Source organism: Tumebacillus amylolyticus (genome assembly GCF_016722965.1).
GTDB lineage: Bacteria > Bacillota > Bacilli > Tumebacillales > Tumebacillaceae > Tumebacillus > Tumebacillus amylolyticus.
The window spans coordinates 383,718-399,133 of record NZ_JAEQNB010000003.1 but is presented as its reverse complement, the minus strand read 5'-3'; the positions used below and the strand labels follow the sequence as shown (position 1 = coordinate 399,133).

Annotated in this window: 21 protein-coding genes; 18 read left to right on the top strand and 3 right to left on the bottom strand. The window is 56.4% G+C overall.

The window, feature by feature from the left end; all coding sequences use genetic code 11:
- Positions 1–18: 18 nt before the first annotated feature.
- From JJB07_RS11980 to JJB07_RS11970, 3 genes are read left to right on the top strand one after another with little or no spacing between them, the layout of a single operon-like run.
- Positions 19–1,158 (top strand): cysteine desulfurase family protein, encoded by a 1,140-nt coding sequence (locus JJB07_RS11980; protein WP_201635297.1) that lies wholly within the window; start codon positions 19–21, stop codon positions 1,156–1,158.
- A 27-nt stretch (positions 1,159–1,185) separates the two neighbouring features.
- On the top strand, positions 1,186–1,686 hold the full coding sequence (locus tag JJB07_RS11975; RefSeq protein WP_201635295.1) for a PRC-barrel domain-containing protein: 501 nt from the start codon (positions 1,186–1,188) through the stop codon (positions 1,684–1,686).
- A 34-nt stretch (positions 1,687–1,720) separates the two neighbouring features.
- Positions 1,721–1,912 carry a hypothetical protein gene (locus JJB07_RS11970; protein ID WP_201635293.1) on the top strand — a complete coding sequence of 64 codons (192 nt, stop codon included), beginning with the start codon at positions 1,721–1,723 and terminating at the stop codon, positions 1,910–1,912.
- Between the two features lie 48 nt (positions 1,913–1,960).
- On the opposite strand, the gene JJB07_RS11965 is transcribed toward JJB07_RS11970, so the two are convergent.
- A complete protein-coding gene (locus JJB07_RS11965; RefSeq protein WP_201635291.1) occupies positions 1,961–2,188 on the bottom strand; it encodes a hypothetical protein in 228 nt (75 codons plus the stop codon).
- Between the two features lie 3 nt (positions 2,189–2,191).
- Positions 2,192–2,590, bottom strand: a complete 399-nt coding sequence (locus JJB07_RS11960; RefSeq protein ID WP_201635289.1) for a DUF1540 domain-containing protein — start codon at positions 2,588–2,590, stop codon at positions 2,192–2,194.
- A 128-nt stretch (positions 2,591–2,718) separates the two neighbouring features.
- On the opposite strand from JJB07_RS11960, the gene JJB07_RS11955 reads away from it, so the two are divergent.
- Both JJB07_RS11955 and JJB07_RS11950 read left to right on the top strand, forming a co-directional pair.
- Positions 2,719–3,255 (top strand): peroxiredoxin, encoded by a 537-nt coding sequence (locus JJB07_RS11955; protein ID WP_201635287.1) that lies wholly within the window; start codon positions 2,719–2,721, stop codon positions 3,253–3,255.
- A gap of 26 nt (positions 3,256–3,281) precedes the next feature.
- Positions 3,282–3,734: a redoxin domain-containing protein gene (locus JJB07_RS11950; protein WP_201635285.1), complete on the top strand. Its 453-nt coding sequence runs from the start codon at positions 3,282–3,284 to the stop codon at positions 3,732–3,734.
- 59 nt (positions 3,735–3,793) lie between these two features.
- On the opposite strand, the gene JJB07_RS11945 is transcribed toward JJB07_RS11950, so the two are convergent.
- Entirely contained in the window at positions 3,794–5,032 is a 1,239-nt protein-coding gene (locus tag JJB07_RS11945; RefSeq protein ID WP_201635283.1) for a LysM peptidoglycan-binding domain-containing protein, read from the bottom strand.
- A gap of 136 nt (positions 5,033–5,168) precedes the next feature.
- Between JJB07_RS11945 and JJB07_RS11940 the strand changes: the two genes are divergently transcribed.
- The 13 genes from JJB07_RS11940 to JJB07_RS11880 all read left to right on the top strand — a co-directional run bounded on the left by JJB07_RS11940 (position 5,169) and on the right by JJB07_RS11880 (position 15,361).
- Positions 5,169–6,020: a DUF116 domain-containing protein gene (locus JJB07_RS11940; RefSeq protein ID WP_201635281.1), complete on the top strand. Its 852-nt coding sequence runs from the start codon at positions 5,169–5,171 to the stop codon at positions 6,018–6,020.
- Between the two features lie 80 nt (positions 6,021–6,100).
- A complete protein-coding gene (locus JJB07_RS11935; RefSeq protein WP_201635279.1) occupies positions 6,101–6,970 on the top strand; it encodes a UbiA-like polyprenyltransferase in 870 nt (289 codons plus the stop codon).
- Between the two features lie 92 nt (positions 6,971–7,062).
- Positions 7,063–8,127 carry an AI-2E family transporter gene (locus tag JJB07_RS11930; protein ID WP_201635277.1) on the top strand — a complete coding sequence of 355 codons (1,065 nt, stop codon included), beginning with the start codon at positions 7,063–7,065 and terminating at the stop codon, positions 8,125–8,127.
- A 54-nt stretch (positions 8,128–8,181) separates the two neighbouring features.
- Positions 8,182–8,433, top strand: coding sequence for an IreB family regulatory phosphoprotein (locus JJB07_RS11925; RefSeq protein ID WP_201635275.1), 252 nt, complete (start codon positions 8,182–8,184; stop codon positions 8,431–8,433).
- On the top strand, positions 8,430–8,852 hold the full coding sequence (gene ruvX, locus JJB07_RS11920) for a Holliday junction resolvase RuvX (RefSeq protein WP_201635273.1): 423 nt from the start codon (positions 8,430–8,432) through the stop codon (positions 8,850–8,852). Before JJB07_RS11925 ends, ruvX begins: the two co-directional genes overlap by 4 nt.
- 17 nt (positions 8,853–8,869) lie before the next feature.
- Positions 8,870–9,148 (top strand): DUF1292 domain-containing protein, encoded by a 279-nt coding sequence (locus JJB07_RS11915; RefSeq protein WP_201635271.1) that lies wholly within the window; start codon positions 8,870–8,872, stop codon positions 9,146–9,148.
- A 77-nt stretch (positions 9,149–9,225) separates the two neighbouring features.
- The gene (locus JJB07_RS11910) at positions 9,226–9,414 is read left to right on the top strand and encodes a hypothetical protein (RefSeq protein ID WP_201635269.1); all 189 of its coding nucleotides are present in this window, start codon (positions 9,226–9,228) and stop codon (positions 9,412–9,414) included.
- Between the two features lie 96 nt (positions 9,415–9,510).
- Complete coding sequence (mltG, locus tag JJB07_RS11905; protein ID WP_201635267.1) at positions 9,511–10,578, top strand: endolytic transglycosylase MltG; 1,068 nt, start codon at positions 9,511–9,513, stop codon at positions 10,576–10,578.
- 24 nt (positions 10,579–10,602) lie between these two features.
- Positions 10,603–10,755 (top strand): hypothetical protein, encoded by a 153-nt coding sequence (locus tag JJB07_RS11900; protein WP_201635265.1) that lies wholly within the window; start codon positions 10,603–10,605, stop codon positions 10,753–10,755.
- Positions 10,756–10,935: 180 nt separating this feature from the next.
- A complete protein-coding gene (locus JJB07_RS11895) occupies positions 10,936–11,568 on the top strand; it encodes an O-methyltransferase (protein ID WP_236588058.1) in 633 nt (210 codons plus the stop codon).
- Positions 11,569–11,584: 16 nt separating this feature from the next.
- A complete protein-coding gene (udk, locus tag JJB07_RS11890; protein ID WP_201635261.1) occupies positions 11,585–12,211 on the top strand; it encodes a uridine kinase in 627 nt (208 codons plus the stop codon).
- Positions 12,212–12,277: 66 nt separating this feature from the next.
- Complete coding sequence (locus tag JJB07_RS11885; protein WP_201635259.1) at positions 12,278–14,026, top strand: peptidoglycan D,D-transpeptidase FtsI family protein; 1,749 nt, start codon at positions 12,278–12,280, stop codon at positions 14,024–14,026.
- A 129-nt stretch (positions 14,027–14,155) separates the two neighbouring features.
- Positions 14,156–15,361 (top strand): threonine synthase, encoded by a 1,206-nt coding sequence (locus tag JJB07_RS11880; RefSeq protein ID WP_201635257.1) that lies wholly within the window; start codon positions 14,156–14,158, stop codon positions 15,359–15,361.
- Positions 15,362–15,416: the final 55 nt, after the last annotated feature.

Here is a 15,416-nt window from a genome sequence, read left to right as displayed (position 1 = left end):
CAAGGAGTGGTCACGACTATGAAGATTTACCTCGACAACGCGGCGACCACCGCCGTCGCTCCCGGTGTGCGACAAGCGATGGAACCCTTCTTGGGTGACATGTACGGCAATCCGTCCAGCGTTCACCAAGCAGGACGACAGGCGAAAGCGGCCGTGGAGGGGGCGCGGGAGCAGGTGGCCCAAGTTCTGCATGCTTCACCTTTGGAAATCGTCTTCACCAGCGGCGGCACGGAGGCGGACAACTCGGCCCTGATCGGTGCGGCGTTGGCCCGTCAAGAGTTTGGCAAGCACATCGTCACGACGAGCATCGAGCATCATGCCGTGTTGAATACCTGTGAATTTTTGGAGCAGTTAGGGTTTGAGGTGACCTACGTAGACCCGGAGTTGAACGGAATCGTACCCCTTGAAGCGGTGGAAAAAGCATTGCGTCCCGACACGCAAGTAATCTCCGTCATGATGGTCAACAACGAGACCGGAGCGATCCAGCCGGTTGAACAGATTGGAGCGCTCGCACGGGAGCGGGGCATCGTCATGCACACCGATGCTGTACAAGCTCTGGGGTTGCTCGAACTCGACGTTGAGAAATTGAACGTCGATCTGCTCTCGATCTCCGGTCACAAGATTCACGCCCCCAAGGGGATCGGTGCGCTCTACGTACACCACAACCTCAAGTGGACTCCGTTTTTGCACGGTGGAAACCAAGAGCGAAAACGACGCGGGGGAACGGAGAATCTGCTCGGCATCGTCGGCATGGGGGAAGCGGTTCGACTCTCCCAGGGTGAGCGTGAGACGAAACTTTCCCACATCCGAGAGTTGCGAACCACGATGCTGCAAGTCTTTGAACAGGAACTGGACCCGACACTCTACGTGATCAATTCTCCGGAGCAGAGCATACCTTCGATCTTGAACGTCTCGTTTCCCGGTGTCATGGCGGAGCGGTTGTTGATGAATTTGGACATGCAGGGGATCGCGGCTTCCAGCGGTTCGGCTTGCACGGCGGGGGCTCTTCAACCTTCGCATGTGCTGACAGCGATGGGACTTTCGCAAGATGAGGTGATGTCGGCGATACGGTTCAGTTTTTCGGGGCACAATACAGTGGATGAAGTCCGTGAGGCCGCACAGAAGACGGCAGACGTGGTGAAACGTCTGCACCGCTAGCCAACTGAGAGGGGAGGGGGCGCACGCATGAGAAAAGCCAGAGATTTGCTGGGACTACCGGTGGTGGATTTGGAGCTTGGTGAAAACATCGGCGAAGTGCGCGACGTCCTGTTCTCTCCGGAAGGCACGTTTCACAGCTTTCTCTTGGAACGCGGCGGATTGCTCTCCGTCGCCCGCATTCTCAGCCGAGGAGCGTTGCACAGCATCGGTGAGGACGCGATCATCACGCAGAGCCGATCCTCGATTGAGGAGTACCGTGACGAAGTGGGCTTGATACGCAGCCTGATCGACGGGGATATTCATTTCGTGGGCAAGGACGTTTTGACGACGAGCGGAACGTTACTGGGATCGGTGGAAGATGTTTACTTAGATGAAAATTTGCACACAATTGTAGGGTACGAGATCTCGGAAGGATTTCTCATGGACCTGAGACAAGGACGGAAATTGTTGCATGCAAGTCCCACGATCATGATGGGTGCGGACAATTTGATCGTCCCCGACGACACCGAACTCACCGAGGCCTTGTGACCCTGCCGCCCAGACGAAGGAGGAACCCCACGACATGACGCGTTGTCCCCACTGCAACTGCCGCGACATCGGCAAGATCGGTACCCAGCAGTATTATTGCTGGGGGTGTTTCGTCGAATTTTCCGTCACCGGAGAGCAAGTCAAGATGTTCCAAGTAGAAGAGGATGGCTCGCTGATTTCGCTCGACCAACTGGCCGACGCCGGCGACCTGTCAATCGGAATGTAAGAACTCACGAAAAAAGCCGTCACCCGCCAGCGCGGAGGACGGCTTTTCCTATTGATTCGCAACCGGAGCACCGCTGCGGTCCACCCAGTTGAGGAAATCTTCGCCGCGGACGCGACTCTCCCCATCGGTCGGCAACTCTCCGTTGGTCATGAGATGCTCCACTTTCTCAATTCCGAGTCCCGACATCCCGGCCAACTCCAACTTGCCATAGCGGGTCTCACGGTCGATCTCCTTGATCGTCAGCTCATACCCGAGATTGTGTACATCAAATTCCACCGCCTACACCCCCTTGCGACGCTCGAACGTCTTGCAATTCGTGTCTTGGCATTCGTTCGCTTCTGCACCGCTTACCTCGATGGCGGTTGCCACGCAGAGACGACCCTCCGTCCAATACTCACAAGACGCCACCGTGCAACTCACCGACGGGTCGAGGTGATGCCCCGGCATCGTCATCTCAAGCGCCGTGCCGACCCAGTTCACGTTGTCCATCGACCCGAGATAGGACGTCACGCCGTTTGCTTCGTGGAAAGTCTTGCACATGGTGTGATCCACGACCTCCGACATGGAAGTCTCGTCTTCGTGCATGATGTCGATGTTACGGGCCCCACAGAGGTCTCCCGTGACAAAGTGCGTACACGTATTCACATAACAAACCACACGCGGCATCAGGTACTTCATCCTCTCTGATAGAAACTCAGACGTAGTATGTCCCAACTGTAAGGAAACTTTCTCAACATGTACCTTGCGTAATTGGGCAGGGGTGGATACAATTATTAGGTAAGATACATATCTGAGGAGGTAATACAATGTCTCGTCTCGTTGGTAAGAAAGCTCCGGAATTTAACATGCTGACCACGAAAAACATGGACACCCTCGCTGAGCGTGTCACGAACGAAACCTACAAAGGCAAATACTTGGTGCTGTTCTTCTACCCGCTCGACTTCACCTTCGTTTGCCCGACCGAAATCATCGCGCTGTCCGATGCAGCAGCTGAGTTCGAACAACTCGGCGCTGAAATCCTCGGCGTTTCCACCGATTCCGTTCACTCCCACAAAGCATGGATCAACACCCCGCGCGACCAAAACGGTCTGGGCCAACTCAACTACCCGCTCGCAGCTGACAACACCCAGCAAGTTGCTCGTGACTTCGGCGTCCTGCTCGAAGACGAAGGTATCGCACTGCGCGGTCTCTTCATCATCGACCCGGAAGGCATCGTTCAACACGCTACCATCAACTCCCTGAACGTGGGTCGTAACGTTGACGAAGTTCTGCGCGTTCTGGAAGCGATCCAAACCGGCGGTCTGTGCCCGGCGAACTGGAAAAAAGGCGAAGCAACCCTGTAATTTCCCAAGCTCAAGGAGGAACGCTCATGCCGATGCGTTTAGGTACCGAGCGGCCGGAGATTGTCGGCGCAACCGAATGGTTCGCGCAGGACAAGTTGCCGGCTGATCTGACGGGCAAGACGGTTCTCGTTCACTTCTGGGCAGTCTCGTGCCACATCTGTCACGAGACGATGCCGGAGTTGATCAAGTACCGCGATCAGTACAAGGAACACGGTCTGCAACTGATCGGTGTCCACCAGCCGCGCTACGAAGCAGATTCCGAGATCGCCAAGATCCAGGCAGATGTGGAGAAGTACGGCATCGACCACCCGCTGGCGGTGGACAACGAGCAGAAGATTGCAGGAGCGTACCAGAACGAGTACGTCCCGGCGTTCTACTTGTTCGGTCCGGACGGCAAGCTGTTCTTCCGTACGGCCGGCGACAAGGGCTTCGAAAAGCTCCAGCCCAAGATTGAGCAAGTCTTGGGATTGCAAGGCTGATGTAATCAAAAAAGGCTCTGTCCTGCGTGCGGGACAGAGCCTTTTTTTTGCGTGGTCATTCATTCACGTGTTTCATACTCGCCGCGGATGTACTCCCAGAGCTCGGGCAGATACGCGCCGGACTCCCAGAGGGCGAGACCTTGCAACTTGAGCGTTTCCACCAACTCCAATTTGCGGAGCATGCTCCAGAGGTCTTCGTGCCACACAGCCGTTCCCCCCTCTCCGCCGCTGCAGCGAAACCAAGCCAGCTCGCTGCCCCGGTCGTGAGAGATCGCAAACCCGTGCTGGTAGGCGAACTGCAACGCTTGGTGTGGAGAGAGGGGTTGGAGCACCCGACGACGCTCTACGAAGGCACCTGACGGACGGAGTGTCAGCCACGTCTTGGCAGCGGGCAACAAACCGTCAACGCGCTCGAGCGACGACTGTACATCGTCGAGACCGAGCAGGGGAGGAGGTGCTTTGCGAAAAAAGTCCTCGCCGTCCCGCGGCTTCGTCCTCACCGGTTCATAGTAGATGTGATCGACATGCGTGAAGACTTCGGTCAGGGAGTGCTTGCGGCGCAGAAGCGGAGAGTCGGAGGCAAGATGCAAGCCCACGATCAACCCCATCGGGCGCAGACGACGACCGGCCTCGCGCACCAAGTTCAGATACGCACGCTCGACATCCGACCGCACCGCCTGCCATTGGAACACCACTCCCACGCCGCCATCCGCCCGCAGACGAAGCGCCATCTCATCCAACATCTGCCCTTGCGCAAAGTCACTTCGCAGGATCGCCTTCGCCACATCTTGCAAGATGTTCGGGGGTCCATCCAACGAGCAGACATACAACACCTTCTCCCCCAAGCGGGAATGCGGGAGATGCAGATGCCCGGCGGCATCGACTTTCAACCCGTCGCGAAGTGCATGGGCGACCGGGGGCATCCCAACACAAGGCTCCATCGCCGCGAGCGGCAGGTGCCTTTTTTCCTCTGTCCGTGTATCTCGTCGCGGGATCAGCAGGAGGTCGCCTGCTTCCACGCGTCCTTCATACAGGTGATTGCAACAAGCGAGCCACGTCAGCGGCAAGTTCCAGCGCTCGCTGAGACTGCGCAACGTTTCGCCCGGCTGAACTTCTACCGTGGTAAAACCGTCCGTGCCCGCAACGTGCAACTCGGACGGGATGCAAAGCGCAGACCCTGGGAGCAGATACGGGGCGGGCGGGAGATCGTTCGCCTCGGAAAGTCTCTCAGCGGTGACGTGGAATCTCTCGGCCACCTCCGACAACGTATCACCCGGCTGGACGATGTAGACATGCATGGCCCTCCCTCCTTCCCTACAGAATATGCGTACCTGCCCATGGGGCGTGAATTGGAAAGGGATGTAATATCCGGCAGACGGAACGGGCAGACTACGCTACATACGGACAGGAACCGCAAGTAGGAGGGAACTACACATGTCAAACGTAGTAGAAACGTCTGTTGATGCAAGCCCGGAAGTCACGATCTCCCCGCGCAAACTCGGGGATACGTGGGACGGTTGGGCTGGAGAAGTAGAAGAGAACAACGGTGACCTCGAGACCAGCCCTTGGTACTTTTTGAGTTTTGCAACCACCGTGCTGCTGGCGCTGACTGCGATCGTCTGGACAGCGCTGTTCCTCGTCGAACCGCGCCTCGCTGAACTCCCGGTCTGGCTCTCCCGTTCGGTTTCCATGAGCGTCTGGGGTGTGCTGTCGGCGGTAAACTTGATGTTTGCATTGGTCGTGCTGACCGTCGCCACCGGAAAAAACTTTGTGCCGTTCATGAAGGGACGTCACATCGCGCTGTCTTCGATCATCCCGTGGTCGGTCAAAGCGGGCAAACTGTTTGGCCTCTCCAAAGACCGAATCGCAAACTCCGTCTTGCAAGTCGGCAATCGATTGACCGTTGCCAACCAAGGTGTCATCGAACGGGATGAATTGCTGATCCTGCTCCCGCGCTGTCTGGACAAACAAACCCGAGACGATATCAAGTTGATGACCAGCAAGTATGACATCGATTTCCACATCTGTGCAGGTGGTCAGATGGCTCGCCAACTGCTCGTCGAGAAAAAACCCAAGGGCGTGATCGCCGTCGCTTGCGAGCGTGACCTCATGGCGGGCGTTCAAGACGTCAAAGCGGCCGTTCCGGTCATTGCCATCGCCAACAAACGCCCAGAAGGTCCTTGTCGCAACACCAACATCAACATGACGGAAATGGAAAATGCGATCCGAATGTACCTTGGCAAAGAACTTCTCCCCGTGGAACGAGAATTGGTTGAACAAAACTAATTCTTACCATTGGGTTGACAAACCCCTCACATGATCGCTCTAATAGAGTAGTGAAATTGTGATCATTTGGGGGTTTTTTTATGTCCAAAATTCGTCTGTTCATGAAGCTGATCATGTTTGAACATACGATCTTCGCCTTGCCGTACGCGTACATCGGGATGGTGATGGCGTCCTATTATGCAAACCACATGTGGCCAGGTTGGGGCAATGTGTTCTGGGTGACGCTGGCGATGGTCGGCGCACGCAGTGCCGCGATGGGCTTAAACCGCGTCATCGACGCAGCCATTGATGCCAAGAACCCTCGCACGGCGAACCGCGAGATTCCACGCGGTGCGATCAAGATGGCGGAAGCGTGGCTGTTCATCCTCTTGTCGTTCGCGTTGCTTGGCGTCTCGGCGTGGATGCTCAACCCGCTGTGCTTCAAATTGATGCCGATTGCGGTGTTTTTCCTCGTGCTGTACCCGTATTGCAAGCGTTTCACGTGGGCGTGCCACCTCGTGCTCGGCATCGCCGACGCGTTGGCTCCGCTGGGTGGTTGGATTGCCATCACCGGCAAATTCGATACGCCGGCTCTGTTGCTCGGCGGTGCGGTCGCGGTCTGGATTGCGGCGTTTGACGTCATCTACGCGTGCCAAGACGTCGAGTTCGACCGTGCGAACAAAATTCACTCCATCCCGGCGCGATTCGGGATTCGCAACGGTCTGTGGATCTCCCGTTTCATGCACATCGCAACGATTGTGCTGTTTGCATTGGTGCCGCTCTATGTGGATCTCGGTGCGCTGTATTGGATCGGGGTCGGGGCCGTGGCGGGGCTCTTGTTCTTCGAGCACCGCATCATCTCTCCGAATGACATGAGCAAGATCGACATCGCGTTTTTCACCGTGAATTCCTACGTCGCATCGGTGGCGTTCGTGTTTACGTTGGGAGACATCGCGATCAAACTGTGGTAATTGGCTTCTTTGGAAAAAGCTCCGCATCAGCGGGGCTTTTTTCTAGTTTTGGGCACACTAAGCGTACTTCGGAAGAAGGGAGCCCTGACGACATGTTGGATCTAAAGCGCGGCCGTACGCTCTACCTTGCGCTGGTCACATTGGTGATTCTCGCCTGTGTCTGGTTGCTGTGGGAAATGCGCGAGGTCTTAAAATTGCTCGGAAGCATCCTCGGCAGCGTGCTGGCACCGTTTTTGATCTCCGTCATCATCGCCTACCTGCTCAACCCGCTGGTTCATCTCCTGCAACGTCGGGGCATGCCGCGGGGGATGAGCATCGTGGTCATCTACATCGTGTTTTTCCTGTTTGCAAGTGCCGCGTTGGTCAACATGATTCCGATGTTTATCGACCAACTGCGAGAACTTGGGGAGAAATTGCCGGCCTTGATTAAGCAAGTCGAGGGTTGGATGAACGACTTCCATGAGAACAAGCGCTTTTTGCCGCTGGCTGTGCGCAATGCCGTCGATTCCAACCTCGGAGCTTTGGAGGTCAAGGCGACGGCGTCGATCTCGCATATCCTCGAACAGGCGGGTGTGGCGGTGGAAGGGATGGCGGGGGCGTTTGTGGTGCCGTTTCTCGTGTTCTACATGCTCAAGGACGTCAAAGGGATCGAGCGTGCGGTGATCGCCTTTTTCCCCAAGGGCAATCGACAGGAGGTCATCCGCCTGATTCGAAGCGTGGACGAGGCGCTGGGGAATTACATACGCGGTCAATTGTTGGTCGCGTTGCTCGTCGGTGTACTCGCGTACGTCGGGTACTTGATCATCCACATGCCATATGGGTTTCTACTGGCTTTGATCGTCTCGATTACCAACATCATTCCGTATGTCGGCCCCTTCATCGGCGCGGCACCGGCGATTCTGCTCGGGTTCACCGTGTCGCCGATGATGGCTCTGAAAGTGCTGATCCTCAATGTCATCATCCAGCAACTCGAAGGCAACGTGATTTCACCGCTCCTGATCGGGAGAAGCCTCAAACTGCATCCGATGCTGATCATCTTCGCCCTGTTGCTTGGCGGCGAGATGTTCGGGATGCTCGGATTGATCCTCTGCATCCCGGTGGTTGCTGTCGGCAAAGTGATCCTCCAGCATCTGGTCTTGCACTACATGAAACGTTGACGTATAATGAATCCCGATTGGGTAAACGGTAAAACTTGCCATGTGAGGTGCCCTATGGCCAATGATCGAACGATCCACTGGGGGTCGCGTCATGAGGAGAACGAAGCGCGTCGGGCGCTGACGATCGCCGCAGACGCGATGAGACAGAAGGGCTACAACCCTGTCTCCCAGATTTCCGGCTACCTGATGTCGGGTGACCCGGCTTACATTACCAACCACAACTCCGCGCGAAACCTGCTCAAGAGCCTCGAACGCGAGGAACTTTTGCAAGAGTTGGTGCGCTTCTATCTGAGGGATCAACCATGAATACACACCGTGTAATGGGCATCGACTATGGCGATGTGCGCATTGGAATTGCCGTTTCCGACCTGATGGGCTGGACAGCCCAAGGTTTGGAGACCATCCACCGCAAGGGCGAGGAACACGACCTCGGGCGCATCGGCGAGTTGATTTCCCAATATGACGTGGACAAAATCGTACTGGGGTTCCCCAAGAACATGAACAATACGATCGGTCCACGTGGTGAACTGAGCCAACAGTTCGCCGAGATTTTGAAGGAAAAATTCGGTTTGCCCGTACTTCTCTGGGACGAGCGGTTATCGACGATGGCCGCAGAGCGTATGCTTGTATCAGCGGATGTGAGCCGCAAGAAGCGCAAGCAGGTCGTGGACAAAATGGCCGCGGCGATCATCTTGCAGAATTACTTAGACTCTCAACAAAACTAGCGAAAGCAGGTGCCTCCATGAGCGAAGTGGAAACCAACCAAGTTATCACCCTGACCGACGAAGAAGGTCAGGAACACGAATTTGAGGTCCTCGAAGTTATCGAACTCGAAGCGAAGACCTACACGATCCTCCAACCGCTCGAAGGCGCAGAGGAAGAAGCGATCATCCTCCGACTGGAGAAGGACGCAGAAGGCAACGACTCCCTCGTAGGCATCGAAGACGATGAAGAGTGGGAGAAAGTTGCAGAAGCGTACGACACCCTCCTCTTCGAAGCAGACAACACCGACGCTGAGTAAGCGAGGTTCAACTGACAGGCATTCCCTTGGGGGATGCCTGTTTTTCTTGGGAACGCTGTAGAGGAGGAGGTGGGAGGATGTCACAGAACTTGTACCACCCGAACCAAGTCGACCTCCACATGGACGACGTGCGCCTAGAAGTCCTGCAGCAACTCGGTCTCACCAACGAGGAGAACTTGAGCACCGAACAGGCGGCTCAAGTCGGCCAACTCATGGCGGACCGCGTAGAATCGCTGCAAGCAAACGTCAACCAACAATCGGAGTAACAGGAAAAAAAGCCCACGTCGTCAGGCGTGGGCTTTTCCCTTTTTGTCGAATCTCGTATAATAGTGGGGAATGACTTTGGAGGTGCATCTTCACCCATGACAACCAATCACTCCCACTTACCGGGCCAAAAGCCGCGTGGGCAAAAGTGGTGGCTCCTGTTCGCCCTGTGCATACTCGTGCTCGGCGGGGGGCTTTATTATGTGCAAAACCAACTTCAACCGCCCGGCGGCAACGGTCAAGCGGTTGAAATCAACATCCCTGAGGGGGCCAACGCCGCTTCTGTCGGGCAGCAGTTGGAAGACCTCAACATGATCAAGAACGGTACGCTGTTCAAGTGGTACCTCTCCTACGAGGGGACGAGTTCGAACTTGAAGATCGGCAAGTACTATCTCAAACAGGGCATGTCGATGGAAGAGATCGCACGTGTTCTCGTGGAAGGGGATGCGAAGTACAACACGCTCAAGTTCACGATCCCCGAAGGCTATACCGTCGACCAGATGGCGGACGAACTGGTCAAGGACAAATTGATCACAGACAAACAGGCGTTCCTCAACGAAGTGGACAAGGGCTCGTTTGACTACGACTTTGTGAAGGAGATCCCGGCGAACACGGGGATCAAGCACCGTCTGGAAGGCTATCTGTTCCCCGATACGTACGAAGTCTACCAAGATGCAACACCGCACCAGATCGTCGACACGATGCTCAAACAGACCGACGCCACGCTGACTCCGGAGTGGCGGGGTCAGATGAAAAAACTCGGTCTGAACGTCCACAGCGCCCTCACCATCGCATCATTGGTAGAGCGGGAGGCGGCGGTAGACGCAGAGCGTCCCATCATCTCCGGCGTCATCCGCAACCGACTGAGCGCCGCCCCGGCGATGAAGCTCCAAATTGACGCCACCGTGCAGTACGCGCTCGGCAAGACCAAGGAAAACTTGCTTTATAAGGACTTAGAAGTGGACAGCCCTTATAACACCTACTTGCATGACAACCTCCCGCCTGGCCCGATCGCCGCCCCCGGCAAGAGCTCGATTCAAGCGGCGATCTACCCGGCCGTCCATGACTTTTACTTCTATGTCACCAAAAACGACGGCAGCGGCGAGCATTTCTTTGCCCATTCGTACGAAGAACACCAGAGAAACATCGCGAAAAGCGGGCAATAATAACGTCGAGAGGAGGGATGGATGATGGAGAACCCAAGCCAACAACCGAACCCCGCCCAAGACCTGACGCCCGAAGACATTGTGAACGACTATTTGATCGGGGAGCACGAACTGGAACAACTCCGGCATGGCTTCCAAGCCCCCGTGCAGGGCCAACCTTGTGACGGACAGAAGTAAAAAAGGCCCACATCCCTCGACCGAGGGAGTGTGGGTCTTCTTTTATCAAGTGTCCGAAAAACGAATTGTCGCCCCGAGACTTGTCTATCCTAACAGAAAAGCTAATAATCTACTCGACTCTCCAGAAGACTTTATGATATCATAAGACTGTTTGTGATTGCCGAAGGAGCTAGAGACGTGATGATTGATCTGCAAGTGGTGGAATACCTGCGCAGTCTCGTGCCGGAACGGGACGAGTTGTTGCAAGAACTGGAGCGTCGGGCGGAGGAATTGTTCATCCCGATCTTGGACTTGGAGACGATGGGATTCCTGCGGGTGTTTCTCGCGATTGCCAAGCCCCTGCGTATCCTCGAAGTCGGTTCGGCGATCGGATACTCTGCCATCGTCATGGCACGGGCGACCGGGGCTCAGATCACGACCATCGAGCGCGACCCGGAACGTGCGCAAGAAGCGCGCCACAACCTCGCACGCGCCGGTCTGACCGAGCGGGTGGAATTGCTCGAAGGAGATGCGTTGGACATCATCCCGACGCTTGGGATGTATGACTTGATTTTTCTCGATGCGGCGAAGGGGCAGTATCCCCGGTTCTTAGAATTGTTGCATCCGCACTTGAAGCCGGGTGGGGTCTTGCTGTCTGACAACGTGCTGTTTCAAGGGTTGGTCAGCGGAGATCCGGAGGTCAAGCACAAGCTGCGCACGATGATCAACCGCTTGCGTGAATACAATGTGTTGCTCACACAGCACCCCGAGTATGAGACGTCGATCCTCCCCGTGGGGGACGGGCTCGCGGTGAGTGTGAGGGCTGGAAGTTGAAGGGGGAAGGACAACCATGAAGAGACCGGTGCTAATCGGGATTGCCGGCGGGACGGGTTCTGGGAAAACGTCGGTCGCACGTGAAATTACGCGCAACATCGCGCCAGAGAACATCGTCCTGATCGAACAGGACAACTACTACAAAGACCAGACGCAACTGACGATGGCGCAGCGCGTTTTGACCAATTACGACCATCCCAACGCGTTTGACAACGACCTGTTGCTGGAGCACCTGACTCAAATGCTCGACGGTCAAGCGATTGAGAAACCGCTCTACAACTTCGCCGAGCACACTCGCGCCGTCTACACGGAGCGCGTGGAGCCCAAGCAAGTCGTGATCCTCGAAGGGATCATGGTGCTCGAAGACGAGCGCCTGCGCAACTTGATGGACATCAAGATTTTCGTTGATACCGATGCGGACGTGCGCATCATCCGCCGTATCTTGCGCGACATCAAGGAACGCGGCCGCTCCATCGAGTCGGTTGTCGAGCAATACATGGGAGTCGTGCGCCCGATGCACATGCAGTTCATCGAGCCGACCAAAAAGTACGCCGACCTGATCATTCCGGAAGGCGGCAAGAACCAAGTCGCCATCGACGTTCTCGTGGCGAAAGTCAACGAGATCGTCACGCAAATGATCTAGAAATTTTCTGTTTAAACCCCATAAGCCTCGGGCCACACTGGATGTCAAAGGGAGTGTGGCTCAGGTATGGAACAGCAGAAAAACCGCGTACAACGCCGTACCGCCATCGTCTTGACACTCTGCACGTTTGGGATTGTCGGCATGCTCGGGCGGCTTTTTTACATCCAAGTGGGAGCACCTCATAACATGCAAGGGCACGACCTCGTAGCCAGTGCCGTCGAGCAGCGCCGTGAGAAGTTTGAACTCGACTCAGGTCGCGGCGATGTCCTCGACCGGAACGGCGTTTCCATGACGGGCAGCGTCATGCACGGCATCGTCGTGCTCCCGGTCTGGCAGCAGAACCTCGATCGCGGCAAAATCAACGACCTCGCCGTCCTCTTACATACCTCGACTGAAAAATTGGTGAAGGCGTTGTCGGAGCAGGACGAGCCGTTTTTGCTTCGCTTGCCGGACGCGAACGGGCAGATTCGCACCGTGAACCTCTCTGCAGTAGAAGAGGCGAAAGTGCAGAAACTCGAATTGACAGGCATCTACGCCAAGGAAGTCAAAGTCCGCTATGACGACCAATCTGTGGCCCGCCATGTGATCGGATTCCTCGGTGAAGACCCGAACTTGGTCGCCAACACATGGGGTGGTAAGTACCCGCTCGATGAGAAAGTCGGCAAGCTCGGGCTGGAATACCAATACCAAGACGAACTGCGCGGCTTGGGCCTCTCCAGCACCATCGCCTACTACACAGACGCCTACAAGCGTCCGATCAACGGCCTGGGCATCCGCGAATCGACCGACCAGAACCACGCCTTGAACGTGAAAACGACACTCGACCGCGACATCCAGCACTCCGCCGAACAAGCGATGGACCGCTTTGGCATGCAAAAAGGAGCCGTCGTCGTCCTCGACTCCGAAACGGAAGACGTGCTCGCGATGGCGTCGCGCCCGAACTATGACCAGAACTCACTTGGCAAAAACGGAGATCAATTTCCGGTCAACCGCGCACTGCAAGCGACGTTCCCCGGCTCCATCTTCAAGACGATCATTGCAGCGGCGGCGTTGGAAACCGGCGTGGTCAAGCCGACCGACACCTTCGACTGCCCCGGCTATCTCGACATCGGAGACGGGCGCTTAAACTGCTGGACGACGCACGGGGAAGAGACGGTGGAACAAGCGTTTGCCGCCTCCTGCAACGTCACATTCGCCCAACTTGCCATGAAACTCGGGCGGGACAAAATCGAAGAGTACGCCAAAAAATTCGAACTGGGCCAAACGGTCGGGCTCTTGCACAACAACGAATCGCAGTTCTACGGCGAAGACGCAGGTACGATCTTTGCCAAGGAATACACGTCCGACCGCCTTCTTGCGAACACGGGGATCGGGCAAGAGGACGTGCGCGTCTCGCCCTTGCAAGCGGCACATATGATGGCGGTGGTCGCCAACGGCGGTATGGCGGGTCATCCGCGCTTGGTGAAGTCGCTCACCACCTCTGACGGGCTTCTCTACACCGAGTACCCCTCGTCGGAGAAACAGCGCGTGCTGGAACAAAGCACAGCGGATGAGTTACAAAAATGGACGCGCGATGTCGTTTCGATGGACATCGGCACCGCCCATGCAGCACTCGCCGACGCCGCGATGACCGTTGCGGGCAAGACGGGAACCGCTCAAACGGGGGACCCAAACGCCAACAACCAATGGTTCGCGGGATATGCGCCGGCCGACAAGCCGAAGTATGTGGTCATCGTCATGGGCGAGTCGGTCACACAGGGCCGGGCGACCGAACAGATCGCCAAGCAGATCATCGGGGCCTTGCCGAAGCCTTAGCAAAAAGAAGACCAGTCACGCGAGGCGTGGCTGGTCTTTTTTATTATAGAAAGGAATTCCACCCGGAATACTTGATTGATAGATTCGGCGGTAGTAAGATCAACATAGACAACAAAAGGAGGAATCTCCATGACCAAGAGTTTTCTGAGCCATCTCGAATGCCCGAAGTGCGGAACTACGCACGATGCTGATACACTCCAACACCTTTGTTCTTGCGGCGCGCCGCTGCTCGTTCGATATGATCTGAAATCTGCAGCCCAAGTGATGAAAAAAGAAGACCTCGCCCACCGCGAACCGTCGCTCTGGCGCTATCGTGAATTGCTTCCGGTGCGTGACGACGCGAACATCGTCACGCTTGGCGAAGGCATGACCCCGCTCTTGCCTTTGCCGAAACTCGGTGCTGCAGACGGGTTTGAAAATCTCTACCTCAAGGACGAAGGGACGATCCCGACCGGTTCCTTCAAAGCGCGCGGTGCCGCTGTCGGCATTTCCCGCGCCAAGGAATTGGGCGTGGAGACGCTCGCGATGCCGACCAACGGCAACGCAGGCGGTGCGTGGGCTACGTATGCAGCTCGTGCAGGCATCAATTCCTGCATCATCATGCCGGTCAGCGCTCCGTTGATCACCCGCAACGAATGCGCGATCACAGGGGCTGACTTCTACCTCGTGAACGGCTTGATCTCCGATGCGGGCAAGATCGTCGGCCGTGCCGTTTCCAAGTACGGCTGGTACGATGCGTCAACCCTCAAGGAACCGTACCGCATCGAAGGGAAAAAGACGATGGGCTACGAGCTCGCCGAACAATTTAATTGGGAAGTACCGGATGTCATCCTCTACCCGACGGGCGGCGGTGTCGGTCTGATCGGCATCTACAAAGCTCTGCTGGAACTGCAAGAGATCGGCTGGATCGGGGAGAAACTCCCGCGCCTCGTCGCCGTCCAAGCCACCGGCTGTGCTCCGATCGTCAAAGCATGGCAAGAAGGCAAGGAAGCATCCGAGTTCTGGGAAGATGCGCAGACCATCGCGTTTGGCATCACGGTGCCGAAAGCTCTGGGCGACTTCCTCGTGCTCGAAGCTGTCTACAAAACCGAAGGCTGTGCCATCGCGGTCGACGACGAAGCGACCCTTCGTGCGCAAAAGCGCCTCGCAACGCTTGAAGGCACGTTCGTCTGCCCCGAGGGAGCTGCCACGTACGCGGCAGCACTCCAACTCAAAGAACAAGGCTGGATCAAGGCGGAGGAGAAAGTCGTCCTCCTCAACACCGGTACCGGCCTCAAATACCCGGACACCGTCACGGTCGAAGTCGAAACGCTCCAACCGTCCGACGACCTGTAAGCTTTTCGTGTCGCCTCTTCAAGACCTGTCCCGCCGAATCGCGGAACAGGTCTTT